This is a genomic window from Halorubrum distributum JCM 10118, assembly GCF_000337335.1.
GTDB lineage: Archaea > Halobacteriota > Halobacteria > Halobacteriales > Haloferacaceae > Halorubrum > Halorubrum distributum.
In genome coordinates this window covers 116,371-140,268 of the sequence record NZ_AOJN01000047.1, presented here as the reverse complement: position 1 = coordinate 140,268, position 23,898 = coordinate 116,371, and the positions used below count along the sequence as shown (strand labels likewise).

Sequence of the window (23,898 nt, the reverse complement as noted above, 5' to 3'; positions counted from 1 at the left end):
GGGAGCTACGCGACGTCTTCGTACACGGCGAGCGTGTCCTCGGCGACGTCGCCCCACTCGCGGCGCTCGTACTGCGGCGGCTCCTCGCGGTCGAGCGCCTCGATGAGGCCGTCGACGATTGACTCGGAGTCCGTCTCGACCTCGACGAGGCAGCCGTCGGGGAGCACCTCGGCGACGCCGGAACGGGTCGCGACCACCTGCGTCCCCGCCTCGAGCGCCTCCGTGATCGTGATCCCGAACGGCTCCGCGTAGGAGGGCGAGACGAACGCGTCGGAGGCGGCGTAGTAGTCGCCCAGCTCGGCCTCGGGGACGTAGCCGGCGAACTCGACGCGGTCGTCGATGCCGAGCAGCTCCGCGAACCGCTTCAGCTGGTCGGTCTGGTGGCCCGACCCGCCGACGACGAGCGTCACGTCGCGGCCGCGCAGCTTCTTGGTCGCGTACAGGAGGTGGGAGATCCCCTTCTGGTCGGTGTGGCGGCCGACGAAGAACAGCATCTCGCCGTCGATGTCCAGGTCCGCGCGCACGTCCTTCCCGGAGAACTTCGGCGTCGAGAAGCCGTTGTACACGACCCGCGAGTCGGCGTCGTACAGCTCCCGGATGTCCTCGCGGACGATCTCGCTGACCGCGATGTTCGTGTCGGCGGCGTTCGCGAGCCGGCGCTCGGTCTCGACCTCGCGGCTCGGCGGGTCGATGTTCCGGTCGCTCGCCAGCGAGTGGAACGAGGAGACCCACGTCGCGTCGGACTCGCGGGCGGCGGCGCGCCCGGGTCCGTAGCCGAACCAGTCGTGCGTGTGGATCACGTCGTGGTCGGGCGCGAGTTCGGCGAAGCGGTCGGAGAGCTCACCGACGCGCGCCGCGACGTCGCCCTCGCCGGTCTCGACGGGTTCGAGCCCCGGCTCGTCGTCGGGAGCGAACTCCGCGGGCAACACCAGCGTCACGTCGACGCCGAGGTCGTCGCGGAGCCCGGTGAACAGTTCCCCTACGTGGACGTCCAGCCCGCCGGTGATGTTCGGCGGGAACCCCCATCCCAGCATGAGTACGCTCGGCGGCATACTCCCCCGTTTCGGGAGTCGGCACTTAGGTATGCCCCTCGTGGCGTCCGGCGGAGCGAGGCGGAAGGGGGTGGAGGAGGTCGGAGAGAGTCGGGCGGAGGAGAGAGTGGAGGGGATCGGAGAGAGTCGGGCGGAGAAGGGAGTCGGACCGCGGTCGGACCGCGCCCGCGGTCAGGCGGCGCGGACCGCGTCGCGCAGCGCGTCGGTGCGCTCGGTGATGGAGCCGGCGGCGTCCGCGAGCACGTCGAGCGGGTCGCCCTCCTCGGCCTTGACGGTGAGGACGGGCTCGGTCTGGCCCCCGGACTGCTCGGGGTTCATGTCGTAGGTCGCGGCCGCGACGTCGTCCGACTCCAGCAGGGCGCCCTTCAGCACGTTCATGAACGTGTGGTCCTCGCCCGCGATCTCGATGTGGAGTTCCGTGTCGGTCTTCTCGATGACCCGCAGTTCCATACCCGAGAGGTCGGGCGAGCGGCGTTTCAAGCTTTCGTCTCCCGAATATCGACGGATGCGGACGGATCGCACGCGACCCGAAAGCGTATGTCGCCCGCTCCGGTGGCCGCCGTATGGAGATCCGACGGTTACCGACCGACGAGGACGCCCTCCGCCGCTACGCCGCCGAGCTGTGGCTTCCCTACCACCGCGACCTCGCGGCCGCTGTGGAGAGCCACGCGCTCGCCGACCGGCCCGGCGAGGAGCTGATCGCCGCGGAGGCGGCGTTCCGGCTCGACCTGCTCCGCGAGAACGCGGACCGCCGCCTGTGGGTCGTCGCGGTCGACCCGGAGGTCGGTCCGGGCGGCGTCGATTCCGAGACCGCCGATCCCGAGCGCCTCGATCCCGAGGAGCCCGCGCCCGCCGGCGTTCCCGAGCCGGACCGCGACCTCGTCGCGTTCGTCTCGACGAGCGTCGACGAGTGTCCGGAGGTGTTCGATCGTCCGGACCGGCTCGTGGTCGGCGACATCTACGTGGACGAGTCGTATCGCGGGAGTGGGTTGGCGGACCGGCTGATGGAGCGCGCGGCGGCCGACGCGCGCGAGCAGGACTGCGGCGAACTCCGCCTCGACGTGGACGTCGACAACGAGCGCGCGGCGGCGTTCTACGAGAAACGGGGATTCGAGCCGTACCGGGAGCAGCTGACGCGAGAGGTGGAGTGAGTGGACGGTTTATAAGTCGTTGTTCGCGGCTCGGCGGCGAACGCCTCCAACGTCTCAGCCGCTCGCTTATAAATGGATGCTGGCAGATCGACGACGAACACCGCCAAAGCCCCAGCCGCGAGGCGGGCCCACGCTCGCTGCGGTCCTCAGTCACTCGCTCCGCTCGTTCCTTGCGGTCCTTGCGTCGCCTGGGCCCGCCTCGCGACTGCCCCTTCGAGTCCCGCCCCGAACCGCACAGCACCGCAGTCTCACGCCTCCCCAGCCTCGTCGGCGGCTCTCGCCGGTCGCCGCCGACTCCCTCGCACGCGCTCCTCGCGCCTTTGAAAGGCGCTCGGAGGCGCGCGCCACCGCACAGCGGTCAGGAGTTGTACTTATAAATAGAGCCACCGACGGCGCCCCCGTTCACGACGACCTGCCCGCGCGCCGGCGCGGCCGCTACGCGGTCGATAAAACGCAAAACGGGCGCGTCGCTCGGACGAGTCGTTACTCGTCGGCGTCGACGGCCACTTCGTCGGCGTCGACGTCGACGGCGACCTCCTCCTCGGCGGCGACCTCGGACGGCCGCGCTTCGAGGGTCAGCTTCTGGACCTCGACGCGGCGGAGCGGGTAGATCTCCTTGGCGTCGCCGTAGATGGCCGACGAGAGGTTCCCGTCGACGATCGCGTCGACGAACGCCTCGAAGGTCCGCTCCTCGGCGGCGGCGTGGACCTTGTCGATCATCACGCGGCGGATCGCCTTCTCCTGCGAGCGGTCCGCCTTCTTCGTCGTCAGCGCGACGGGCTGGACGCGGATCCGGTAGTCGTCCGTCGTCAGGACCGTGATCGACGCCTCGACCTTCGAGGCGCCGCGGCGGACGAGCGAGCGCAGGTAGTCCCGCGTCAGCTCGTACTTGATGAACTCGGTGTACGCCGAGTCGCTGCCGACGTCGGTGATCTTGAAGGTTAGCTTCGTGTTGTTCGCGTTGGAGTCGCCCGTCAGCTCGTCGAGCGTCGTCGTGATCGTACGGCCGACGACCTGCTGGGGCTCCTCGGCGAGGGTCTCGCCGAGCTCCTGTCGGTCGAACTGTTCGGGCGCCAGCACGGTGTACCAGCGCTTCTGTTCTCTGCTCTTGGATACGGATCGTTCGCTCATGTGTCGGGTTGTGTGTCGGTGTCGGTCGTCTGCGGTTCGTCTGTGGAGTCGAGTGCGTCGGTGGAGTCAGCGGCTGCGGCGAGATGCGACCGAGCGCGGTCGATCACGCGGTCGGCGACGCGCAGGTTCACGAGGTGGTCGTCCAGCGTCGACTGGAGCCCGCCGGTGGTCGGTCGCGCGACGGTACAGGCGACGACGTCGCCGTCGACGCGCGTGCGCATCGAGTCGGTCTCGTCCGGCCCGAGCGCGGCCGCGACCGTCGCGGCGTCGGCGTGCGTCGTCCGGACCGTCGCGGTCCGTTTCGCGTCGCCGGCGGTCGGCGCGGCGTCGTCGACCATCTCAGATCGCCTCCCTGAGCGCGGCCAGCGCCGCGGTGATGTCGCCGTCGTCGACCGAAACGTGACCTCGCATCGGCGTCCCCCAGCCGTCGCCGCCGACCTCGCCGGCGGCGGTCCGGCAGGCGTCGCCGAGTCCGACCGGGCCGGCGGCCGCGTCGCCCGCTGCGCGGCCACCGCCGGTCGCGGCGGCCGCCAGCCGGCCCGCGCTCTCGTCGAGCGCGACCGCGACCGGCTCCGGCGACCGGAAGTCCCGGACGAGCCGGGCGACCGTCGGCAGGACCGCCCCCGAGGCGTCGACGCGGGCGACGACGCAGCCGTCGTACCGGCCGACCGTCGCGGCGTCGAGCGCGCGGTGAGCCGCCAGGCCGTGGCGGCGCCACGCGTCGAGCGCGGCCGTCCGGAGCGACGCGTCGGGGTCGCTCGCGAGCGCGAGCGCGACGCCCGTCCCGGGCGCCTCCCGGGCGAGCGCGTCGAGCACGTCGGCGTAGCCGCCGACCGTCTCGAACGGGCCGTCCGTCGCGTACGGGCGGAGCGCGCGCTCGACCGCCGAGGCCGCGCGCTCGCTCGCGTCGTCGCCGTCGACCGCGTCGACCGCGACCAGCGACGCGAGGCGTCGGTGATCGTCCGAGTCGGGGTCCGCCGGCAGTCCCAGGGGGGCGAGCGCGTCGCGCGCCGCCTCGGGGTCGCCGGAGTACCGCGTCGACGCGAGCGTCGAGGCCGCGAGGGCTTCGGCCCGCGAGGGCGCGTCCGGGAGTTCGCCGGCCTCGTTTCCACCCGAGACCGGGAGCGCGACGCCGGGGCGCCGCTCGACGCGGTCGGCCCGCTCCGCGGCGTCGAGCGCGTCCCCGGAGCCGTCGGCGCCCGGGATCGACCCGGCCGCGACGACGCCGGCGAGCGCGACCACGGGGTCGGGCTCGGCGCCGAGCGCGCGGGCGACCGCGAAGGCCGCCGTGCTGGCCGGCCGTCCCGTCCCGGGAATCGCGTGCGGGCCGCGGTCGACGCCGACGGCCACCGCGACGCCGTCGTCGACGTCGGCGGGGACCGGATCGGGGTCGACGCGCGCCTGGAACGGCGTGCCCGTCGCTCGGAGCGCTCGCGCGAGCAGCCCCGCGGCTGCCAGCGCGTCGCCGTCGTCGGTCGCGACGAGCCGGACGAACGGCGCGTCTGCGAGGACGCCGGCGAGCGCGTCGGGGGCGGGCGTGGCGGACGTCGCTTCGGTCATTGGTGGGGTCTCGTGGGCCGCTGTCGCCGCGTCGGACGCTTACTCCTCGAGGTACTCGACGGCGTTCTCGTAGGTGTACGTGAACTCCTCGTCGATCTCGTCGCCGCGGTAGTAGTTCGCGAGGCGGCGGATCTTCGACTCCGTGTTCTGGAGCGCGCGCTTGTTCTGGTGGTCCTGCCCGTTCTCCTCCATGTGCTCGCGCAGGCGGATCGCCTGTGACATGAGGTTGCGGAGGTCTTCCGGGATGTCGGCGTCGGCGTCGTGTTCCTCGAGGATCTCGGTGATCTTCTTGTCGGTCGCCAGCTTCACGTCGGGGACCGGGACGCCCTTGACGCCCTCGTCGCGCAGCTTGAGGCCGATGACGCTGGGGTCGTGGCCCTGCTCCGCCAGTTCGACGACGCGGGACTCGATGTCCTCGGCGTCGACGTCGCTCCACTCCGGGGTCTCGTCCGTCGCCGGCTTGTCCGAACCGGACGAACCGCGACGGCGCGTGTGCATTCGTGCCATTGTCTGTCTGGTTGGAACGGCACAACCGCAACGTGACCGCGACTCCGCGCGGCGCGGCTACGAATCCCTCGCGGAGCGAGCGATCCGACCGGACGGGCCGCGCGAGCGGCCCGCCCGACCGCGACGCCGGAGGCGTCGGCGCACTGCTACATTCCCAAGCCGCGGGCGAAAGGGCCCCGGCGAGTCGGATCTGCAGCTGTGCTGTTCCCGTGTTCGGAGTCGCCGTCAGGGTTCTTAAGCGTGTTCTTGTGGGTCGGAGCGGCGGAGGCGTCCTCGCTTCCGCCTCCGCTTCGTGCCGCTTGAGTGCGGATGTCGCTCCGCGCAAGCTCTCCGCGGAGGGGAGGTTTTAGGTGGGTCGTCGGTATCGGGAGGGTTGTGAACGATCGATGACCGACACGACAGACGCGGCTCCGCCGGCGACCGACGGCGGGGACCCGCCCGACGGGAGCGAGTTCGGCGTCGGCGAGCAGAACAGCGACGGCCCGCGGATCGAGTTCCGCGGGGGGAAGTGGATGAGCACGGTCCCGATCGCGTTTTTCATTCTCTGGGCCGTCTTCCAGAGCGGAATCCTCGGAGTCGGCGGCGCGGACGGGCTCGTGATCGGGGCACTGATCGGGACGATCCTCGGGATGTTCTTCGTTCGCGGGAGCTGGAAGGCGTACGCGGACACCATCTTCGAGGGGATGACCCAGCGCGTCGCCGCCACGGCGATCGTCGCGTGGCTGTGGGCCGGGATGTTCGCCGACACGCTACAGGTCGGCCAGTTCGTCAACGGGCTCATCTTCGCCGCCGACGCGTTGAACGTCGGCGGAGCGACGTTCCCGGCGGCCGCATTCATCCTCTGTGGGCTGCTCGCGACCGGAATCGGGACGGGGTACGGCGCCACTATCGCGTTCGTGACCCTCTTTTTCCCGGCCGGAGTGCTCCTCGGCGCGAACCCGGTGCTGCTGTTCGCCGCGATCCTCTCGGGCGCCGTCTTCGGTGACAACCTCGCGCCCGTCAGCGACACGACGATCGTGAGCGCGGTGACCCAAGACGCCGACATCGGCGGCGTGGTCGCCTCGCGGTTCAAGTACGCGATCCTCGCGGCGGTGCCCGCGTTCGTCGCCTATCTGGTCATGGGGTCGGTGCTGCCGGGCACGAGCCTCGAGGGCGCTGCCGAGCTCGACGCGGCCGCGGCGGGGCTGGTCCATCTGGTCTCGATGGGCATCGTGATCGTGACCGCGGTCGCGGGCCGACACATCGTCGAGGCGATCTCGTGGGGGATCGTCGTCGCCGTCGCGTTCAACCTCCTGTTCGGGCTCTCGTCGGTGAGCGACATCCTCGTGTTCACCGTGAGCGAGGCCGGGACGTTCACCTCGCTGCCGTTCGTCGCGGTCGGCGAGACCACGGGCGTGGGCGGGAGCCTCTACACGGGCGCGACCGGCTTCTTCCCGCTCATCGTGTTGACGCTGCTGATCGTGTCGATGGCGCAGATCATGATCCGCGGCGGCGGCTTCGAGGCGATCCAGACGTTCCTCCTCGACCGCGTCGCGACGACGGTCCGCCGGGCGGAGCTGACGATGGTGCTCGGCACCGCGACGATCAACGGGATGATCACGATCAACACCGCGGCGGAGATCGCGATCGCCCCGTACGTCGCCCGCATCGGCGAGAAGTTCAACATCAACGGCTACCGTCGCGCGAACATTCTCGACGCCAACACCTCCGCGCTCGGCTACATCTTCCCGTGGGCGGGCGGCGTGCTCGTGGGGTACCAGGTGATGGTCGGCCCCGACGGGCTCGGCGCCGAGTACGGCCCCGAGATGGTCGTCAACCCGATCGAGGTCGTCCCGTACGTGTTCCACGGCTGGTTCCTCGTGGCGATATTCATCCTCGCCGCGGTCACCGGCTTCGGGCGGGAGTACATTCCCGACCGCGTCTCCGAGGAGGTGTCGCGCGCATGAGCGTCTTCGACAAGTTCCTCGCCGGCTGGTCGTTCCGGGGGTCGAGGCCGGACTACGCGGCCGGCGACGTCCTCGAAGTGATGGTGACCGGCGAGGGGGACGGCGGCCACGTCGCCCGGATCGGCGACTCGACGCTGCGGATCGAGGGCGCGCCGGAAGACGCGATCAACACTCGGATCATCGTCGACGTGGAGTCGTGGGACGACTCGGCGCACACCGGCCGAGCGACCTACCGGAAGACGGTGGGCGAGAGCGCGTTCTGATCGGTACCCGAAGCGTCTTTTTTCGAGTTCGTCGATTCAGCCGCTCATTTATAAACAACCGCCGGTAGATCGGCGGCGAACACCGCCAAAGCCCCAGTCGTGAGGCGGGCGCACGCTCGTTGCGGTCCTCGGTCGGTCGCTCGTTTCACTCGCTCCCTCTCTGTGGTCCTTACGTCCCCTGCGCCCGCCTCACGGCTGCCCCTTCGAGTCCCCACCCCGCACAGCACCTCGCGCCTCCCCAGCCTCGCCGCTCGCGCTTAAAAGCGCTCGCGGCGTCCCTCGCGCGTGCGACCCGCGCCCTGCGGGCGCTCGTCGGCACGCGCCACCGCGGTCTGTTTTTAAATACCACGTCGCCACAGCGATGTTCAGCCGCCGCGAATCTCCTGAGACCCGCGCGGACCGGGGCGCTTTTTATGACCACGCTCGAAGCAGTGCGTGTGCTATCGGTCGAGCTACACGCGCACTCCGCGCTGTCGTACGACGGGCGCGACCCGGTCGAGCTCCTCTTGGAGCAGGCGGCCGCGGTCGGGCTCGACGCGCTCGCCGTCACCGACCACGACGAGATCGACGCCAGCATCGAGGCGGCCGAGAAGGCCCCCGACTACGGCCTCGTCGGCGTCGTCGGCATGGAGGTGACCTCCGCGGTCGGCCACGTCCTCGCGTTCGGCATCGAGGAGCGTATCGAGAGCGGCCTCCCCTTCGACGAGACGCTCGACCGCATCCGCGATCAGGGCGGGATCGCGGTCGTCCCCCACCCCTTCCAGAAGTCCCGCCACGGCGTCGCCGCGCACATCAGCGACGAGCAGCTGGCGAGCGCCGACGCCCTCGAAGTGTACAACTCCCGGCTGTTCACCGGGCGCTCGAACCGCCAGGCCGAGAAGTTCGCCGTCCGCAACGGCCTCCCGATGACCGCCGGCAGCGACGCCCACATCTCCGAGATGGTCGGACAGGCGGTGACCGAGGTGGGCGCCGACGAGCGCTCCGCGGCCGCGATCCTCTCGGGCATCGCCGACGGCCGGACGAGCGTCGTCGGCAAGCGCACCCCGTGGCGGATCTCGCTCAAGCAGTTCGGCGGGGGGGCCAAGCGCCGCGCGCTCCGCACGCTCGACGCCCTCCGGTGAGCCCGATGGCGCCCGACGCCTCCTCCGAGGACCAGTCCTCCGACCTGCGCGGCGCCTCCCCGGACCGAGTCCGCGCCGCGCTCCGCGACGACGACCCCCTCCCCGGCGGCCGCGGCTTCGCCGGCCTGCTGGCCGACCTGCCGAAGTGGGACTCGCCGGACCGCGACGCTCCGAACCGCGAGGGGGCGGCCCTCGTCCGCGGCGTCCTCGGCCGGCAGCCGCTGTTCGCCGAGGCCACGGCGCTCGACCCCGACACTGAGCGTCGGTCGACGGCCCCCGACGCGTGGGCCTTCGACCGGACCGACCTCAAGGATCCCGAACCGGTCCCGGCCGGAAGCGTCGTCTCGGCAACGGGGACCGAACGCGTCTGGCGCCTCCCCGATCCCGGTCCGGAACCGGACCGGGAGGCGGCGCTGTCGGCGGTCGACGACGCGGTGAGCGCAGCGCTCGACGACCTCGCGTCCTCACTCTCTCCGGCGAGTGCCGAGGGAACCGCTGACGGCGACCTCGCGGTCGCCTTCTCGGGCGGGGTCGACTCCGGGCTCGTCGCGGCCGCCGTCCCCGAGGCCCCCTGTTACGTCGCCGGCTTCGAGGGGAGTCACGACGTCGCCGCCGCGCGCGAGGCAGCGAGCGCGATGGAGCGCGACCTGCGGGTCGTCGAGATCACGCACGAGGACCTCAGGCGCGCCGTCCGCGCCGTCGCGGCCGCGACCGGTCGCCGGAACCCGATGGACGTCGCCATCGCGGTGCCGCTGTTCCTGACGGCCGAAGCGGCCGCCGCGGACGGGTTCGACCGGCTCGCGGTCGGGCAGGGCGCCGACGAGCTGTTCGGCGGGTACAGCAAGGTGGTCGACCCGGCGGCGGACCCTCGCGTCGAGGCCGACACCGTCCGCGGGGCGCGGACGGAGACCGTCCGCACGCTACCCGGTCAACTGGAGCGGGACGTCCTCGCGCTCCGCGCCGCCGGCGTCGAGCCCGCGACGCCGCTGCTCGACGACCGGGTCGTCGCCGCCGCGCTGGCGCTCCCCGACGACCTGCTCGTCGACAGCGACGAGCGGAAGGTCGCGCTCCGCCGGGTCGCGGCCGGGCGCGTGCCGGAATCGGTTCACGGCGCGGACAAGAAGGCGGTCCAGTACGGCACGTACGTCTCCCGCGAGCTCGACCGACTCGCGCGGCAGGCGGGCTACAAGCGGCGGATGGACGACCACGTCGGGAAGTACATCGAGGCGCTGTGTAGCGAGGAAAAACCGGCCGGTGAGGGCCGGAGCTGACCAAGTCGCCGCGCGGAGTACCAGTCCTGCGGCCGACGCCCGTTCGAGCGGGCGTCTACTGAAATATCGGCAGGAGAGGTATAAAATCCGGGCAGTAGCGACAAATATGACTCGATCGCGGCCGGGCAGAAAACGATCGTCCGCGGATGCGAGCGATTACTGCCGAATCCCCGCATCGGGAACCCGCTTTGCCGGAGAAATTTCACGTCTATCCGGGAGAAAACCGACGAGTTCGCGGACTCGCGGGCGGTCGCTGCGTCAGCGGACCAGGTACGGCTCGTTGCCGGCGACGAACCGTCCGAGGTCGCTCTCGCGCCGGAAGTCGGTCGAGCGCAGCTCCCCGAGCGAGTCGACGAGCCGGTCGGCGTCGCCGTCGGTCCAGTCGGCGGGGTCCTTGATCGGGACGACGAGCCAGCCGGCGCCGAGCAGCTCCTCGCCGTGGAGCGCGTCCATGTCGATCTCGGTCTTCCGGGCCCGCGCGGTGTAGGTCTCGAGGACGTGTTCGGTCGCCCGCGCGCCCACCGGGAGCAGCACGTGGGCCGCGATGGCGCGGAGCTCGGCGTCGAAGAACCGCTCCATGTCGTCGTAGGCGCCCTCGTCCGGCGCCCCCTCGCTCTCGCACATGTGGAGATACGAGAAGAACGTCCGGTCGGTCCGGACGGGGTCGATCGCCGTCGGGTCGCCGTCGATCGCGACGCCGTCGGGCGCGACGCCGTCGGCGAGTCCCGCGATCAGTCCGGCCGCCGCGAGCGCCGACAGGAACGCGGGCGACCACGCCTCTCCGGTGAAGGGGACGCCCGACTCGGTCCCGCCGTGGACGCCGGGGTAGTCGCCGACGACGTGGAAGTCGGCGTTGGCGTCGCCGTAGCCGGGGACGAACGATGGGCAGTCGGGACGCATCCCGAAGGGGTTCCGGATCCGGTCCGTGACGTTCTTCACGCGACCGGGTAGGCGCTCACTCGGTTAAATCCCGTTCGGTCCGGCGCGGTGCGACCCACGCGCGGTCGGAGCCGGCGGGACAGTGCCGGGCGCGAAGCGCCGATGCGAGGCGCACGAACCGCCGTGAATTCTCATAAGTTACGGAGATAAACGGGGTCAAACCGGGCTGGGATACGCGTCGATCGGCGCGGGACGGGGGAAGTTTCAGGATCGTTAATTTATGACCGAAAACCGCAAGACTGCGACGGGGTCGACTCGGCGGCAGGCACGGAAGATATTTATATATCCCCGCGTTCGGGTGGAGCAGAAGTCCAATGTTCGACCGCATCCGAACCGCGGCCCTCTTCGGGCTGCACCAAGCGACCGTCGCCGTCGGGATCTCGCTGTTCCCGATGGCCGTCTTCGCGCGTCAGCGCCTCGATATCAACGTCCCCGTCGGCCGGCTCGTCGAGACCACCACCGAGGCGTTCGAGACCGCCGCCGAGGAGTGACCGCGCCGCCGTAGCGACTCGTTTTGCCCAGCCGACCGAACGCCGAACCGACCCGGAGCGACAGTACCGTCGGTGACGCGGGCGCCTCGTCACCCGTCTTGGACGCGCCCGTCCGGTCGCCGTCGACCGGTCGCAACCCGGCGACGGATAGGCCCGTCGGAACCGGTCGGCGGCCCCCGAAGGGTTGCCTTTATCAGCGCGCCGAGCCAACGAGCGTGTAATGCGAACACCGACTGGCGACCTCTCAGACGGCCCGGCAGCGGACCTCGGCCGCGACCAGCCCGTCTTCGGACCGGAGCTCGGCGAGTTCGAACACAGCGAGCGCCGCGCCGCGAAGGCGGAGGAGGACGGCGAGATGAAGACCGGCACCACGACCGTCGGCATCAAGGCCGACGACGGCGTCGTGATGGCGACCGACATGCGCGCCTCCCTCGGCGGCATGGTCTCCTCGAAGGACGTCCAGAAGGTCGAGGAGATCCACCCGCGCGGCGCCTTGACCATCGCGGGCTCCGTCTCGGCGGCCCAGAACCTCATCTCGACGCTCCGCGCCGAGACGAGCCTCTACGAGGCCCGCCGCGGCAAGGACATGTCGATGGAGGCGCTGTCGACCCTGACGGGGAACCTCCTCCGCTCCGGGGCGTTCTTCGTCGTCCAGCCGATCCTGGGCGGCGTCGACGACGAGGGCGCGCACATCTACTCCATCGACGCCCTCGGCGGCACGACCGAGGAGGAGTACACCGTCACCGGCTCCGGGTCGCAGTACGCGCTCGGTGTCCTCGAACAGGAGTACGACGACGACGTCACCATCGACGAGGCGAAGACCATCGCCGCGAAGGCGATCCAGTCCGCCGTCGAGCGCGACCTCGCCTCCGGCAACGGGATCAACGTCGCGGTCGTCACCGACGACGGCGTCGAGATCACCCGGTACAAGGAGTTCGACGACCTGCTGTAAGGCGGCCCGCCGACGAGGCGAGCTCGCCGACCGCTCTTCGCTGCGATTTTCGACGATAGTCCGCCCGCTACCGACGAGTCCGTTCGCCGGTCCGTTCCGAACGCTCGCCGCTCCGCTCCGAACTCACCGCCGAAGACCCGGCGGCGCGCGGATCCCGTCGCCCCAGTAGAACCGCGGGCCGAGCAGGAGGTAGCCGAACGAGAGGAACAGCAGCGCGAACGCGAACCCCTCGCCGATCCACGCCGGGAGCGCGCCCGTCGCCATGTGGCCCGCGGGGGTGAGGATCACGGCGGCCTGAACGACGCCCATCACGAGCGCGTCCTGCGCGTGGAGGTCGGGGTACGTGACCGTCGAGCCCATGAGCAGCGCGAACGCGGTCGTCGCTCCAACGAGGAGGAGGGGCGCGGTGTAGCCCGCGATGACGGCGGCCGCGAGCACCGTCGCCGCCAGCGTGGTCGGGACGCCCACCGTCTCGCGGGCGCCGTCCTCGTCGACCGTGTAGAGCCCGAGTCGGGCGACCGCGGCGGCGACGAACAGGGCGCCCGCGCCGACGCCGGCGCCGACGAGGACGGGGTCCGTCGCGAACGAGCGCCCGTCGCGGACGACGGCGGCCACGAGGAAGGCGGGCGCCACGCCGAACGAGGCGACGTCTGCCAGCGAGTCGAGGTACGGCCCGGCGGGCGTCGACCCCCGGTGACGGGCGACGACGCCGTCGAGCCCGTCCGCGACCGCGGCGAGGAGCACGAGGCGGGCCGCGAGCGCGACGTCGACCGTCGCGGCGACGACGGCGAGGAAGCCGACGGCGGCGTTGGCCACGGTGACCGCGTCCGCGAGCCCGAGGCGCCGAGCGAACCGCAGAGGCATACCGTATCGGTCGACGAGCCGGGTTTTAGGGCTTGTTATCTCGTCGACGCGGGCGGGCGGTTCGCGTCGCGAGCGCGGTCTCGCCGACGCGATCGGCCGCCGTCAGGGCACGTACCAGATGCCGCGTCCGAAGTCGAGCCATTCCCCGACCACGACGTGCGGCATCGCGATGACGCAGACGAAGATGGTGTAGAAGGCGACGGCGCCGGAGAGCAGCGACCCGCCGGCCAGCGGGTTCGGGGCGACGGTCCACAGGGCGGCCGCGACGGTCGCCGTCACCAGCGCGCCGACGACGAGGACGCCCCACGCGACGACGAGCGAGACCCCCTCCGTCCGGTCGGGCTGCTCCTGCTCGACCACCATGCTCCGCGCCGACTGGCGCAGCGAGTACCACAGCGGGAAGTAGAGCCCGATGGCGACGACGACGGGCACCAAGGCGAAGTACGCGACGAGCAGCAGCGTCTCCGCGGCGTCGAGGAGCCACGACCGGCTCACGCCGCCGGTCGAGCGGAGGCTGGTGACGAGGCCGCCGCCGAGGTGCGTGACCACGCCGAGCCCGAAGACCGCGCCGAGCGCCGTGGTGAACGTCTCGGGGTTCGAGGCGGCCGGGCCGGCCAGCCGGCCGTCGAAGACGCCCAGCATGATGCCGGTGAAGCTGTAGTAGGTCTCGGTCCAGAAGACGGCGGGGACGATCATCACGGCCCCGCCGCGGATCAGGGCGGCGAGCGCCCGCTGCGGCTTGGTCGTGAGGTGCTCGGTGCCGACCAGCGCGTCCATCACGCGGAGGTCGCCGTGCCCGCCCTTCGCGACCGCCGTCCCGAACGCGAGCGCGAGCGCCGGCAGGGGCGCGACGACGAACAGCGCCACGAACGAGGCGACGAAGCCGAGGTATAAGCCGACGTACCGCGCGCCGAACGGGAGCCCCCGCCGGCGGAGGTTCGAGAAGTGTTCGTACCCCCCGTGTGGGAGGTTCAGCGCGACCATCCCGACGAGGTACGCGATCATCTGCGTCCGGAGCGACACGTCGGTACCGGCCGCGGACAGGGCGCCGAACCCCACTGCGAGCAGGAGCAACGCCGCGCGGGACGCACCGATGGCCGTCCGTTCCGGTTCGCCGAGGAGTCGCCGCACCGGACTCGCCGTCGACGTCGACATGGGTGTCGTTAGGGGCGTTAGAGGGTTAGGGCCTCGTCGCCATTATTCGGTCTTTTATATTCTCGGCTCTGTCGGAACCCCCACTTTTCGGATGAATTTCGTCTGAAACGGTCGGTCGCCGAAGAGTGTTTCCTGATCGGTTTCGGGAGTGAGTGTAGTACGTTGTGAGTGAGGCCATTTATAAGTGGAATTGCGGTGTCCCTGTCGGCTGTTTATAAGTGAGACGCTACTGCGGCGAGTGCCTCCAAAGTCCCGCCTCGACGGCTGCCCCTTTGAGTCCCGCCCCACCGGAAGACGTTCCTGCTCGCTCCCTTCGGTCGCTGTGCGGGCTGCGGCTTCCGTGCTCCCGCTCGCTTCGCTCGCGGGAACGCACAGCAACCGCACCTCACGCCTCCCCAGCCTCGCGGTCTCCGCTTCGCTCCGGCCGCTCGCGGGCGCGCCACCGCACCCCTTTTATAAGAGCTCGTCGCCGTCGCCCGTGGGTATTTAAATACCACATCGCGGCCGCCGATCTGCGATACTCACTCCCGCTATCGCTCGCCGGTACGTCTGCACTGACCAGCGCCAGTTCAGAACGCGTCACCTGTGAGGGTTCGACGGAGCCGCGTGTCCGTTCGGCGACGCGCTGAGCGGAGAGCGAGGGGTTCGGAACGGGCTCAGTACGTGTGGATCACTTCGCCGCAGCGCGTGCACTCGATCGTGTCCGACCGGAACAGCCGCTCCTTCTTTTCCGTGGGGCCGTTACACTCGGGGCAGACCCCGAGATTCCGGCCGTCCGCGACCCGCGCGGACAGATCGAGGAACTGGTTCTCCAGCTTGTCTATCTGTTCGGACTGCTCTTCGACGACCGACCGGAGCTCCTCGATCGTCTCGTCGCGCTCCTCGACCGCGGTGGACAGCTCCTCGATGCGCTGCTCGTACTCGTCGATCGCCTCGACGTCGATGGTGACGTCGTCGACCGCCTCCGTTTCGTCCTCTCGCTCCGCGGTGGTTTCTGTCGTCGACTCCGCCTCCGCTTCGGTGTCGTCGTCGGCCATACAGCATCACTGGGGCCCCAGGTTGATTACTTTCGGGCCGACAACGTATCCCCCGACGGGCAACGCGACGGGGGCAGCGACCACCGAGGGACCCCGACGGTCGACCGCCCGCGGACGCCGATACCTGACTGGGTTGGCATCGATCTGAATAGAGTATACGGTATATCATGAGGTGGGTATGGACCCGATAGCGCTACAGGCGGGATACGACCTGCTCGGGGACGGACGTCCCGAGACGCTTTGGTTGGGTATAGGCACGCTACTAATGCTCATCGGGACCTTCTACTTCATCGTCAAAGGATGGGGGGTCACCGACAAGGAGGCCCGTGAGTACTACTCGATTACGATCCTCGTGCCGGGGATCGCGTCGGCGGCGTACCTGTCGATGTTCTTCGGAATCGGCCTGACGGAAGTCACGGTCGCCGGAGAAGTGCTCGACATCTACTACGCGCGGTACGCGGACTGGCTGTTCACCACGCCGCTGCTGCTGCTCGACCTCGCGCTGCTGGCGAAGGTCGACCGCGTGAGCATCGGGACGCTCGTCGGCGTCGACGCGCTGATGATCGTCACCGGCCTCATCGGCGCGCTCTCGCACACGCCGCTCGCGCGGTACTCCTGGTGGCTGTTCAGCACGATCTGCATGATCGTCGTGCTGTACTTCCTCGCCACGAGCCTGCGCGCCGCGGCGAAGGAGCGCGGCCCCGAAGTCGCGAGCACGTTCAACACGCTGACCGCGTTGGTGCTCGTCCTCTGGACCGCGTACCCGATCCTCTGGATCATCGGTACTGAGGGAGCCGGCGTCGTCGGCCTCGGCATCGAGACCCTCCTGTTCATGGTTCTCGACGTGACCGCCAAGGTCGGCTTCGGCTTCATCCTGCTCCGCAGCCGCGCGATCCTCGGCGACACCGAGGCCCCGGAGCCCTCCGCGGGCGCTGAGGCCTCCGCCGCGGACTGATCGGCCGGCGGACTCGACGCGACCGAACAACACGGTTCAACCGTTTCCACCGTTCATTTTTCGACATGACTGACACTCCCACCGAACAGCCGCCAGTGATGAATACCCGGTCCGTGGTCGGGCTGGCCGCGTGCGCCGTGATCGCTCTCGTCGGTATCTTCCTGATCCCGACGCTACAGGAGCCGAGCGGCGGACTGAACGTCCGGTTCTGGACGATGGCGGCCCTGGAGCTACTCGCCATGGGCGGCGTTGTCTACTTCGTCCTGAACCTCCACGAAGAGCCGGAGTAAGGCGAGGTTCGTCGGCCGGGGAGTCCGGGTCCCTGCCGGCCGCTCACTCCGCCGGCGAGTCGCGTCCCGCTCGCTCGGCGTCCGCGCGCCCGTCGCTCGTCGACGGCGACGTCTCGGCCAAGGCGCGCTCGAAGTGGTCGCGCCCGACGGTCGGGTCGGCGGGCGGCCCGTCGTCGACGATGGCGTCCTCGATGGCGAGCAGCCCGGCCTCGCGGACCAAGGCCGCGAGGTCGCCGCCGCTGTACCCGGCCGTGCGGTCGGCGAGGGAGTCGAGGTCGACGCCCGACGCCACCGGCATCTCCTGCGCGTGGATCCGCAGGATATCGCGGCGCGCCTCGCGGTCCGGGAGCGGCGTCTCGACCGCCTTCTCGATGCGACCGGGGCGCAACAGCGCCTCGTCGATGTTGTCCGGGCGGTTCGTCGCCGCGATCACCACCACGTCGGTGAGCGGCTCCAGCCCGTCGAGCTCGGTCAGCAGCTGCGACACCACGCGCTCGCCGGCGCCGGTGTCGTCGCCCCGGCGCTTCGGCGAGATGGCGTCGACCTCGTCGAAGAAGATCACCGCCGGCGCGTTCTCGCGCGCCGTCGCGAACAGGTCGCGCACGGCCTGCTCGCTCGCGCCGACGTACTTGTCGAGCAGCTCGGGCCCGTTCACCGGGATGAAGTTCGCGTCGCTGAGGCTCGCCGCCGCGCGGGCGAGCAGCGTCTTCCCGGTGCCGGGCGGCCCGTACAGGAGCACGCCGGAGGGCGGGTCGATCCCCAGCGCCGCGAAGCGGTCGGCGTACTCCAGCGGCCAGTACACCGCGCGCACCAGCTCGCGCTTGGCGTCGTCGAGGCCGCCGACCTCGTCCCAGCCGACCGCGGGGAACTCGACGGTGACCTCGCGGAGCCCGGTGGGCTCGACGTCGTCGAGCGCGGCCTCGAAGTCGGCCATCCGGATCGCGGTCCGGCCGTCGCGGCGGACCGCCCGCTCCAGGGCCGCGTCCACGAGGACGGCTAGGTCGGCGAACACGTAGCCGTTGAGCCGCGCGGCGACGCCATCGAAGTCGACGTCCATCGCGAGCGGTGCGCCCTCGCAGAGGGCTTCGAGCGCGTCGCGTCGCTCGGCGGTCGTCAGGGGCTCGACCACCATCTCGCGGTCGAACCGCCCGCCGCGGCGCAGCGCCGACGGCACGGCGTTCGGGTCCGTCGCCACGCCTATCACGACCGTTCGGTCCCCATCGCGGAGCTCGTCGACGGTCGAGCGGAGGCGGTCGGCGAGCGCGGAGCCCCCGCCGTCGTCGGCCCCGAGCGCCTCGAGGTCGTCGAGGAGGACCACGGTCGGCTCTCCGGCCGGGACGGCCTCGACGACGCGGTCGAGCCCGTCCGACTGGTCGCTCGCGCGCTCGCCCCGGAGCCGGGCCGCGGAGGTGCGGACGAGCGACGCGTCGGTCGCGGCCGCGACGGCCTCGACGAGCGTCGTCTTCCCCGACCCGCGCGGGCCGTGGAGGAGCAGCCCCAGCGTCGACGAGCCCGCGGACTCGAACGTCTCGGCCGCGTCGAACCGGGTCGCGACCGCGTCCCGGAGGCGCTCGAACGTCGCCGTCGGGACGAAGCCGTCGCCGGCGCCGGTCCCGCCGGGGCGCTCGGCCTCGACCGCCGGCGCCCCGTCGTCGGCCGCGACGGTGATCTCGGTCTCGTCGCCGACGACCGCCGGCGAGGTGGGGGCCACGTCCCGCACGTCGAACCGGAGCGTGAGCGCGCCGCCGAGGCGGGTGACCTCGACCTCGTCGCCGACGGCGACCGCGCGCCGATCGAGCCGGCGGCGGATCGCGTCCTCGCTCCGCTCCAGGTCGACCGACTGGCGGAGCCGCAGCGTGACCGAGGAGGCGACCGGGAGGGACGACGCCGCCACGGTCGCGGCGTCGCCCGGCTCGACCCCGGCCGTCCGCCGGAGCCGCTCGGGGAGGAAGACGGCCCGGGCCCCGCCGTCGACCGCGACGACCGGGGCGGCGACGCGCCGCGCGCCCTCGACGGTCACCGAATCGCCGAGGCCGATCCCGAGGTCGGCGAGGACGGCCTCGGGGAGCCCCACGCGGTCGCCGGGAACGGACGTGGGGGGCTCCCGGACGGGGACGCGCACGCTCATGGTTCGTGGGCCCGCTCGCGGGATGGCTCCTCGGCGGCGATAGTCGACACCATGCGTCGATCTCACGCCCAGCGACCTCAAAGTACCCGGGCCTAACTGGACAGTCGCGCCCCGACGGCCCCCGCGGTCGGCCGGTCGGACGCCGAGGCTTCGGACCCTCGGAACGTAGGCAACCGTTAACCCGTATGGGTGCGAACGGATGCCCATGGCGAACGCTCGAGCGCTCCTCGTCCACCCGGAGGAGGGGAGCGATCGGATCGAGACGGCGCTCGGGGCCGCGGGGTTCGACGTGACCCGCACGGACACCGCGGCGTCCGCGGTCGCAAAGGCAACGACCGGGGAGTACGACTGCGTCGTCAGCGAGTACGCGCTGGACGGCGACGACGGGGTGGCCCTCGCGACCGCAATCGAAGAGTCCGACGCCGGCGTGCCCGTCGTGATGTTCACGGAGACGGACGAGGAGGGGGTGCCGGAGGCCGCCTTCGAGAACGGCGTCGACAGGTTCCTCCAGAAGAACGGGTCGGCGTCGATCGATAAGCTCGTCTCCGACGTCTCGACGGTCTGTTCGGGAGTCCCGACCTCGGAGCCGCGACGGGACATCTCTGACCACGAGCCGTCGGCGACGGACGTGACGCGGGCCGTCGAGGACGCGCCGATCGGGATCAGCATCAGCGACCCGGACCTCCCGGACTATCCCCTCGTGTACGTCAACAACGCCTGGGAGGAACACACGGGCTACCCGGTCGAGGAGGCGCTCGGCCGCAACCCGCGGTTCCTCCAGGGACCGGGGACGGACCCGGAGACCGTCGAGGAGATCGGGGACGCGATCGCGAACGAGGAGGAGGCGACCGTCGAGATACGGAACTACCGGCGCGACGGAACGCCCTTCTGGAACGAGCTGACGGTCGCGCCGATATACGACGAGGACGGCGACCTGGCCCACTACGTCGGCTTCCAGAACGACATCAGCGACCGAAAGGAGGCGGAGCGGCTCGCCGAGGAGCGCGCCGAGAAGCTCGCGACTGAGCGGCGCTCGCTCGACAGGGTCCTCGGTCGGGTGAACGGGCTCTTCAGCGACATCAGTCGCATCCTCGTCGAGAACCGGGACCCGAACGTCATCCCCGAGCGCGTCTGCGAGGTCGTCGCCGGCGAGCCGGGGTACGCAGGCGGTTGGATCGGCGAGGTGTCGTCGGCGACCGGGCGGCTCGAGATCCGCGCCGCGAAGGGCGTGGCGGTCGAGCCGGGCGCGGCGTTCGACGTCAGCGAGACGCCGCAGGAGGTACAGGAGGCGATCGAGAGCGAGGAGCTCCGGACCGGGTCGATAGAGGACGCGTCCGACGGCCCGCTCGAACCGAAGTCCGCGGGCGGTCGGCGGCTCCTCGTCGTGCCGCTCACCTACGGCGACCGCCAGTACGGCCTGTTGGGGATCTACGGCAGCGGCGCGGACGTGCTCGACCGCCGCGAGCGACGGGTGTGCGAGTCGGTCGGGAAGATGATCGCGAACGGACTCCACTCCATCGAGACGACGGAGATGCTCACGACCGACCGCGTCGTGGAGCTCGTCGTCGAGATACGGGACTCGACGGGGCCGCTCGCCCGGATCGCCGACGCGGTCGGCGGGAAGGTAGACCACCTCGGGACGACGCGGCTCGACGACGACGCGTGCGAGCTGTACTTCCACGCCGACGGCGAGGACCCGGACCTCGACGAGCTCGCCGCCCTCCCGCTGGTCGAATCGATGCGGACCGTCTCGGAGACGAACGACGGCGTCAGCTTCGCCGTCACCGCCACCGAGTCGCCGCCGCTCACGCAGCTGGCCGACCACGGCGGCGTCGTCGCCGAGGCGACCGCCACGCCTGAGGGAGCGACCCTGACGATCGAGGCGCCGCCCGAGCACGACGTCCGGTCGATCCTCGACGTGTTCCGCGGCGAGTACGAGGGCGTCGAACTCCGGTCGCGCGTCGAACGGGAGAGCCGCGACCGCACCGTCGCGGAGTTCGCGGCCGCGGTCGACGAGCGGCTCACCGAGCGCCAGCGCGCCGCCCTGAAGACCGCCGAGCTGAACGGCTACTTCGAGTGGCCGCGACCGGTCGACGGCTCGGAGATCGCGGAGCAGATGGGGATCACCCGGCAGACGTTCCACCAGCACCTCCGCGCGGCCGAGCGCAAGCTGGTCGAGGCGTACGTCGACCCCCGATCAGGCGAATGAGCCGGAAGCGCGCCGCGACCTCGGGGGGCGACGCGTGAGCGACGAGGAGCCGGAGCCGGGCGACGAACCGTCCGTCGCGGGAGCGGACCCGTTCGCCGCGAGCGACGCCGTCGTCGTCGCGGCCGATCCGGAGTCCGTGTTCGCGTTCCTCGACGACCCCGCGAACCACGCGGCGATCACGCCCGGGCTCACGGACGTGAGAGACGTCGAGCCGCTGGCGAACGGCGGGAAGCGACTTTCGTACACCTACCGGATGGCCGGGATCGGGATCGACGGGGAGATCGTCCAGACGGTCCACGAGCCGCCCGAGCGCCACGCGTTCGAGCTCCGCGGCCGGCTCACCGGCACCATCGACCTCCGGCTCGACCCCGTCGACGGCGGGACGAAGCTGACGTACGCCGCGACGTACGACCTGCCGGAGAACGCGCTCACGCGGGTCGGCGCGCCCGTGATCCGTCGGTTCAACGAGCGGCAGCTCCGGGCGGCGCTGGAGAACGTCGCCGCGGAGCTCGACGCGGGCGGGTGAGGACGTTCGACAGATCCGTCCGCAGGGGTCGCCAGCGCGACGAGCCGACCGGGAGACGGCGCACCGATTCGGGGGCGGGCGAACTATTAAGCGTGCGATGGCCTAAACGGGAGGCATGGATCCGATCACCCTCCAAGCCGGGCTCGGTCTCGGGCTCGTAAGCGTCGGCCTGCTCGCGCTCCTGCTCGTGGTCGTCACGCTCTGGCAGTCGTTCGAGATCGTCGACGCCTACGAGAAGAAGACGCTCACCGTCTTCGGCGAGTACCGCAAGCTGCTCGAACCGGGCATCAACCTCATCCCGCCGTTCGTCTCCCGCACGTACCCGTTCGACATGCGGACCCAGACGCTGGACGTCCCCCGCCAGGAGGCGATCACGCGGGACAACTCCCCCGTGACCGCCGACGCCGTCGTCTACATCAAGGTGATGGACGCGAAGAAGGCGTTCCTTGAGGTCGACGACTACAAGAAGGCCGTCTCGAACCTCGCGCAGACCACCCTCCGGGCCGTCCTCGGCGACATGGAGCTCGACGACACGCTGAACAAGCGGCAGGAGATCAACGCGAAGATCCGCAAGGAGCTCGACGAGCCCACCGACGAGTGGGGGATCCGCGTCGAGAGCGTCGAGGTCCGCGAGGTCAACCCCTCGAAGGACGTCCAGCAGGCGATGGAGCAGCAGACCTCCGCAGAGCGCCGCCGCCGCGCGATGATCCTCGAAGCGCAGGGGGAACGCCGCTCCGCGGTCGAGCAGGCCGAGGGTGACAAGCAGTCCAACATCATCCGCGCGCAGGGGGAAAAGCAGTCGCAGATCCTCGAGGCGCAGGGGGACGCCATCTCGACCGTCCTCCGCGCGCGCTCTGCGGAGTCGATGGGCGAGCGCGCCATCATCGAGCGCGGCATGGAGACCCTCGAGGAGATCGGCAAAGGCGAGTCGACCACCTTCGTCCTCCCGCAGGAGCTCACGAGCCTGGTGGGGCGCTACGGCAAGGCCCTCTCCGGCTCCGACGTCCAGGAGATGGAGGGGCTCGACGGCAAGGAGTTCGACGACGACACCCGGAAGATGCTCGGGCTCGACGACATCGACGAGATCCTCGGCCAGATCGAGGAGTCCGCGGAGATGAACGTCGAGGAGCTCGAGAAGGAGGCCGAGGCCGTGAAAGCGGGCGACGCCGGCGCGAGCATCAGGTCCGCGGACGAGGTCATCCAGGAGATGGACGACGAGGAGGCGCCCGCGGAAGTCGAGAAAGAGGAGTAGCTCGGCGCGAAACGCGTCCGTAGCCGCATTTTCCGACACGATTCGGCCGCGAGCGAAGTGTTTTTGTCGAGGCGCCGACTAATACGGCCGTGACAGAGGGGTTCGACGGTCAAAAGCGCGAGACGCTCCGGCGGTTCGCAGCGGTCGGAGCCGCCGCGCCGTTCGTCGGGACCGCGAGCGCAGACGACGGGACCGACGAGAACGAGACGCGGGAGGCGATCCGCGGCTACGTGCCGACGACCCCCGGCGCGCACTTCTCGAAGCTCCGCGACGACCTCCGCCTCGGCACCGGCGAGGCGCAGTACCACCTCCGGAAGCTGGAGGAGGCGGGCGCGATCGAGTCGGTAAAAGACGCCGACTACCGGCGCTTCTTCCCCGCCGGCCGGTTCGACGAGACGGACAAGCGGGCGCTCGGCTACCTCCGCCGGGAGACGCCGCGCGGGATGATCCTCGCGCTGCTGCGTGACCCCGACGCGACCGGCGCCGACCTCGCGAGCGCGCTCGGCGTCTCCCGGCCGACGATAAGCGCCGCGGCCGCCGACCTCGAAGCCGCCGGCCTCCTCGACCGGACCGACGGCTACGCGCTGACCGAGCCGGAGCGGCTGCTCACGCTCGTCGTCCGCTACGCCGACTCCTTCGACGCCGAGGCCGTCGCGTTCGCCGACGAGGCGGCGTCGCTGGTCGCGTACGATCCCTGACTCGACTCAGCGCGCGACGGCGACCGTCAGGCCGTGACCATCCACGTCGTCCCCGACGAGTAGCCCCACTTCTCGACGTCGACATCGGTGGCCGCGTCGGCGACGGCGCTCATGTTCGCGCCGACCTCCTTCGCCGAGAGCCCGAGGTCGTCGGCGATCAGCCGCGACTTGAAGTAGGTGCGGTCGGCCGCGTTCTCGCGGAGGTAGCGGAGGATACGCGCCTGTTTCGCGGAGAGACCGGTCGATTCGGCCGCGACCGCGTCCGGGTGGGCAGTGCTCATACGCTCACCACGTCACCACGCCGCATAAGGCGGTTGGTAGACCGGGTTAACACGCCGCAGTCTGGCGATTTTACGCGTCATCGGGGCCGTGAGTACCATCCCACGACCGCGTTTGGGTA

At 70.8% G+C, this 23,898-nt stretch carries 25 protein-coding genes; 13 read left to right on the top strand and 12 right to left on the bottom strand.

All coding sequences use genetic code 11. The annotated features are described in order from the left end of the window. Positions 1-5: 5 nt before the first annotated feature. Positions 6-1,034: a glycosyltransferase family 4 protein gene (locus C466_RS08030; protein WP_004596452.1), complete on the bottom strand. Its 1,029-nt coding sequence runs from the start codon at positions 1,032-1,034 to the stop codon at positions 6-8. Between the two features lie 189 nt (positions 1,035-1,223). Continuing rightward, positions 1,224-1,502 carry a DNA-directed RNA polymerase subunit L gene (locus C466_RS08025; protein ID WP_004596453.1) on the bottom strand — a complete coding sequence of 93 codons (279 nt, stop codon included), beginning with the start codon at positions 1,500-1,502 and terminating at the stop codon, positions 1,224-1,226. A gap of 113 nt (positions 1,503-1,615) precedes the next feature. Between C466_RS08025 and C466_RS08020 the strand changes: the two genes are divergently transcribed. Further along, entirely contained in the window at positions 1,616-2,203 is a 588-nt protein-coding gene (locus C466_RS08020) for a GNAT family N-acetyltransferase (RefSeq protein ID WP_004596454.1), read from the top strand. 483 nt (positions 2,204-2,686) lie between these two features. Here C466_RS08020 and C466_RS08015 read toward each other — a convergent pair whose 3' ends face one another. The 4 genes from C466_RS08015 to C466_RS08000 are packed head-to-tail and all read right to left on the bottom strand — an operon-like array spanning position 2,687 to position 5,401. Continuing rightward, on the bottom strand, positions 2,687-3,334 hold the full coding sequence (locus C466_RS08015; protein ID WP_004596455.1) for a 30S ribosomal protein S3ae: 648 nt from the start codon (positions 3,332-3,334) through the stop codon (positions 2,687-2,689). Next, the gene (locus C466_RS08010; RefSeq protein ID WP_004596456.1) at positions 3,331-3,672 is read right to left on the bottom strand and encodes a KEOPS complex subunit Pcc1; all 342 of its coding nucleotides are present in this window, start codon (positions 3,670-3,672) and stop codon (positions 3,331-3,333) included. The genes C466_RS08015 and C466_RS08010 overlap by 4 nt, the downstream gene beginning before the upstream one ends. A 1-nt stretch (position 3,673) precedes the next feature. After that, positions 3,674-4,894 carry a hypothetical protein gene (locus C466_RS08005; RefSeq protein ID WP_004596457.1) on the bottom strand — a complete coding sequence of 407 codons (1,221 nt, stop codon included), beginning with the start codon at positions 4,892-4,894 and terminating at the stop codon, positions 3,674-3,676. A 39-nt stretch (positions 4,895-4,933) separates the two neighbouring features. Continuing rightward, positions 4,934-5,401: a 30S ribosomal protein S15 gene (locus C466_RS08000; RefSeq protein ID WP_004596458.1), complete on the bottom strand. Its 468-nt coding sequence runs from the start codon at positions 5,399-5,401 to the stop codon at positions 4,934-4,936. 386 nt (positions 5,402-5,787) lie between these two features. Between C466_RS08000 and C466_RS07995 the strand changes: the two genes are divergently transcribed. From C466_RS07995 to C466_RS07980, 4 genes are all read left to right on the top strand, one after another. Next, a complete protein-coding gene (locus tag C466_RS07995; protein ID WP_004596459.1) occupies positions 5,788-7,347 on the top strand; it encodes a Na+/H+ antiporter NhaC family protein in 1,560 nt (519 codons plus the stop codon). Next, the gene (locus C466_RS07990; RefSeq protein WP_004596460.1) at positions 7,344-7,610 is read left to right on the top strand and encodes a DUF7513 family protein; all 267 of its coding nucleotides are present in this window, start codon (positions 7,344-7,346) and stop codon (positions 7,608-7,610) included. The genes C466_RS07995 and C466_RS07990 overlap by 4 nt, the downstream gene beginning before the upstream one ends. 437 nt (positions 7,611-8,047) lie before the next feature. After that, the gene (locus tag C466_RS07985) at positions 8,048-8,731 is read left to right on the top strand and encodes a PHP domain-containing protein (protein WP_004596461.1); all 684 of its coding nucleotides are present in this window, start codon (positions 8,048-8,050) and stop codon (positions 8,729-8,731) included. A 5-nt stretch (positions 8,732-8,736) separates the two neighbouring features. Next, positions 8,737-10,002, top strand: coding sequence for an asparagine synthase C-terminal domain-containing protein (locus tag C466_RS07980; RefSeq protein WP_004596462.1), 1,266 nt, complete (start codon positions 8,737-8,739; stop codon positions 10,000-10,002). 258 nt (positions 10,003-10,260) lie between these two features. Here the strand turns inward: C466_RS07980 and C466_RS07975 are convergent, their stop codons facing one another. Next, positions 10,261-10,941 carry a uracil-DNA glycosylase family protein gene (locus C466_RS07975; protein ID WP_004599710.1) on the bottom strand — a complete coding sequence of 227 codons (681 nt, stop codon included), beginning with the start codon at positions 10,939-10,941 and terminating at the stop codon, positions 10,261-10,263. Positions 10,942-11,255: 314 nt separating this feature from the next. On the opposite strand from C466_RS07975, the gene C466_RS16975 reads away from it, so the two are divergent. Together C466_RS16975 and psmB are read left to right on the top strand one after the other, a co-directional pair. After that, a complete protein-coding gene (locus C466_RS16975) occupies positions 11,256-11,432 on the top strand; it encodes a hypothetical protein (protein WP_004596467.1) in 177 nt (58 codons plus the stop codon). A 220-nt stretch (positions 11,433-11,652) separates the two neighbouring features. Beyond that, entirely contained in the window at positions 11,653-12,384 is a 732-nt protein-coding gene (psmB, locus tag C466_RS07970; protein WP_004596468.1) for an archaeal proteasome endopeptidase complex subunit beta, read from the top strand. A 123-nt stretch (positions 12,385-12,507) separates the two neighbouring features. Here psmB and C466_RS07965 read toward each other — a convergent pair whose 3' ends face one another. The 3 genes from C466_RS07965 to C466_RS07955 all read right to left on the bottom strand — a co-directional run bounded on the left by C466_RS07965 (position 12,508) and on the right by C466_RS07955 (position 15,440). Beyond that, positions 12,508-13,248 carry a protein sorting system archaetidylserine synthase gene (locus tag C466_RS07965; RefSeq protein ID WP_004596469.1) on the bottom strand — a complete coding sequence of 247 codons (741 nt, stop codon included), beginning with the start codon at positions 13,246-13,248 and terminating at the stop codon, positions 12,508-12,510. Between the two features lie 102 nt (positions 13,249-13,350). Beyond that, positions 13,351-14,403, bottom strand: a complete 1,053-nt coding sequence (locus C466_RS07960; protein ID WP_004596470.1) for a Brp/Blh family beta-carotene 15,15'-dioxygenase — start codon at positions 14,401-14,403, stop codon at positions 13,351-13,353. Between the two features lie 656 nt (positions 14,404-15,059). After that, complete coding sequence (locus C466_RS07955; RefSeq protein ID WP_004596472.1) at positions 15,060-15,440, bottom strand: SlyX family protein; 381 nt, start codon at positions 15,438-15,440, stop codon at positions 15,060-15,062. Positions 15,441-15,618: 178 nt separating this feature from the next. Here C466_RS07955 and C466_RS07950 point away from each other — a divergent pair, with 178 nt between their 5' ends. Together C466_RS07950 and C466_RS07945 are read left to right on the top strand one after the other, a co-directional pair. After that, a complete protein-coding gene (locus C466_RS07950; protein ID WP_080505974.1) occupies positions 15,619-16,395 on the top strand; it encodes a bacteriorhodopsin in 777 nt (258 codons plus the stop codon). Positions 16,396-16,460: 65 nt separating this feature from the next. Beyond that, on the top strand, positions 16,461-16,685 hold the full coding sequence (locus tag C466_RS07945; RefSeq protein WP_004596476.1) for a hypothetical protein: 225 nt from the start codon (positions 16,461-16,463) through the stop codon (positions 16,683-16,685). A gap of 43 nt (positions 16,686-16,728) precedes the next feature. On the opposite strand, the gene C466_RS07940 is transcribed toward C466_RS07945, so the two are convergent. After that, positions 16,729-18,813: an AAA family ATPase gene (locus tag C466_RS07940; RefSeq protein WP_004596478.1), complete on the bottom strand. Its 2,085-nt coding sequence runs from the start codon at positions 18,811-18,813 to the stop codon at positions 16,729-16,731. Positions 18,814-19,018: 205 nt separating this feature from the next. Between C466_RS07940 and C466_RS07935 the strand changes: the two genes are divergently transcribed. The 4 genes from C466_RS07935 (at position 19,019) to C466_RS07920 (ending at position 23,498) form a co-directional block, all read left to right on the top strand. Next, positions 19,019-21,022 (top strand): bacterio-opsin activator domain-containing protein, encoded by a 2,004-nt coding sequence (locus C466_RS07935; RefSeq protein WP_004596479.1) that lies wholly within the window; start codon positions 19,019-19,021, stop codon positions 21,020-21,022. A gap of 34 nt (positions 21,023-21,056) precedes the next feature. Further along, on the top strand, positions 21,057-21,548 hold the full coding sequence (locus tag C466_RS07930; protein WP_004596481.1) for an SRPBCC family protein: 492 nt from the start codon (positions 21,057-21,059) through the stop codon (positions 21,546-21,548). Between the two features lie 115 nt (positions 21,549-21,663). Continuing rightward, positions 21,664-22,800, top strand: coding sequence for an SPFH domain-containing protein (locus C466_RS07925; protein WP_004596483.1), 1,137 nt, complete (start codon positions 21,664-21,666; stop codon positions 22,798-22,800). A gap of 89 nt (positions 22,801-22,889) precedes the next feature. Further along, the gene (locus C466_RS07920) at positions 22,890-23,498 is read left to right on the top strand and encodes a winged helix-turn-helix transcriptional regulator (RefSeq protein WP_004596484.1); all 609 of its coding nucleotides are present in this window, start codon (positions 22,890-22,892) and stop codon (positions 23,496-23,498) included. A gap of 26 nt (positions 23,499-23,524) precedes the next feature. Here C466_RS07920 and C466_RS07915 read toward each other — a convergent pair whose 3' ends face one another. Beyond that, positions 23,525-23,779, bottom strand: a complete 255-nt coding sequence (locus C466_RS07915; RefSeq protein ID WP_004596485.1) for a DUF7123 family protein — start codon at positions 23,777-23,779, stop codon at positions 23,525-23,527. Between the last annotated feature and the right edge of the window lie 119 nt (positions 23,780-23,898).

What these genes read in the sequence shown, in the direction of transcription:
- C466_RS07915 (WP_004596485.1), bottom strand. Translation starts at nt 23,779, where the DNA reads ATGAGCACTGCCCACCCGGACGCGGTCGCGGCCGAATCGACCGGTCTC.
- C466_RS08000 (WP_004596458.1), bottom strand. Translation starts at nt 5,401, where the DNA reads ATGGCACGAATGCACACGCGCCGTCGCGGTTCGTCCGGTTCGGACAAG.
- C466_RS07965 (WP_004596469.1), bottom strand. Translation starts at nt 13,248, where the DNA reads ATGCCTCTGCGGTTCGCTCGGCGCCTCGGGCTCGCGGACGCGGTCACC.
- psmB (WP_004596468.1), top strand. Translation starts at nt 11,653, where the DNA reads ATGCGAACACCGACTGGCGACCTCTCAGACGGCCCGGCAGCGGACCTC.
- C466_RS08005 (WP_004596457.1), bottom strand. Translation starts at nt 4,894, where the DNA reads ATGACCGAAGCGACGTCCGCCACGCCCGCCCCCGACGCGCTCGCCGGC.
- C466_RS08020 (WP_004596454.1), top strand. Translation starts at nt 1,616, where the DNA reads ATGGAGATCCGACGGTTACCGACCGACGAGGACGCCCTCCGCCGCTAC.
- C466_RS08030 (WP_004596452.1), bottom strand. Translation starts at nt 1,034, where the DNA reads ATGCTGGGATGGGGGTTCCCGCCGAACATCACCGGCGGGCTGGACGTC.
- C466_RS07950 (WP_080505974.1), top strand. Translation starts at nt 15,619, where the DNA reads ATGGACCCGATAGCGCTACAGGCGGGATACGACCTGCTCGGGGACGGA.
- C466_RS16975 (WP_004596467.1), top strand. Translation starts at nt 11,256, where the DNA reads ATGTTCGACCGCATCCGAACCGCGGCCCTCTTCGGGCTGCACCAAGCG.
- C466_RS08025 (WP_004596453.1), bottom strand. Translation starts at nt 1,502, where the DNA reads ATGGAACTGCGGGTCATCGAGAAGACCGACACGGAACTCCACATCGAG.
- C466_RS07990 (WP_004596460.1), top strand. Translation starts at nt 7,344, where the DNA reads ATGAGCGTCTTCGACAAGTTCCTCGCCGGCTGGTCGTTCCGGGGGTCG.
- C466_RS07995 (WP_004596459.1), top strand. Translation starts at nt 5,788, where the DNA reads ATGACCGACACGACAGACGCGGCTCCGCCGGCGACCGACGGCGGGGAC.
- C466_RS08010 (WP_004596456.1), bottom strand. Translation starts at nt 3,672, where the DNA reads ATGGTCGACGACGCCGCGCCGACCGCCGGCGACGCGAAACGGACCGCG.
- C466_RS07935 (WP_004596479.1), top strand. Translation starts at nt 19,019, where the DNA reads ATGGCGAACGCTCGAGCGCTCCTCGTCCACCCGGAGGAGGGGAGCGAT.
- C466_RS07925 (WP_004596483.1), top strand. Translation starts at nt 21,664, where the DNA reads ATGGATCCGATCACCCTCCAAGCCGGGCTCGGTCTCGGGCTCGTAAGC.
- C466_RS08015 (WP_004596455.1), bottom strand. Translation starts at nt 3,334, where the DNA reads ATGAGCGAACGATCCGTATCCAAGAGCAGAGAACAGAAGCGCTGGTAC.
- C466_RS07940 (WP_004596478.1), bottom strand. Translation starts at nt 18,813, where the DNA reads ATGAGCGTGCGCGTCCCCGTCCGGGAGCCCCCCACGTCCGTTCCCGGC.
- C466_RS07980 (WP_004596462.1), top strand. Translation starts at nt 8,737, where the DNA reads ATGGCGCCCGACGCCTCCTCCGAGGACCAGTCCTCCGACCTGCGCGGC.
- C466_RS07960 (WP_004596470.1), bottom strand. Translation starts at nt 14,403, where the DNA reads ATGTCGACGTCGACGGCGAGTCCGGTGCGGCGACTCCTCGGCGAACCG.
- C466_RS07955 (WP_004596472.1), bottom strand. Translation starts at nt 15,440, where the DNA reads ATGGCCGACGACGACACCGAAGCGGAGGCGGAGTCGACGACAGAAACC.
- C466_RS07945 (WP_004596476.1), top strand. Translation starts at nt 16,461, where the DNA reads ATGACTGACACTCCCACCGAACAGCCGCCAGTGATGAATACCCGGTCC.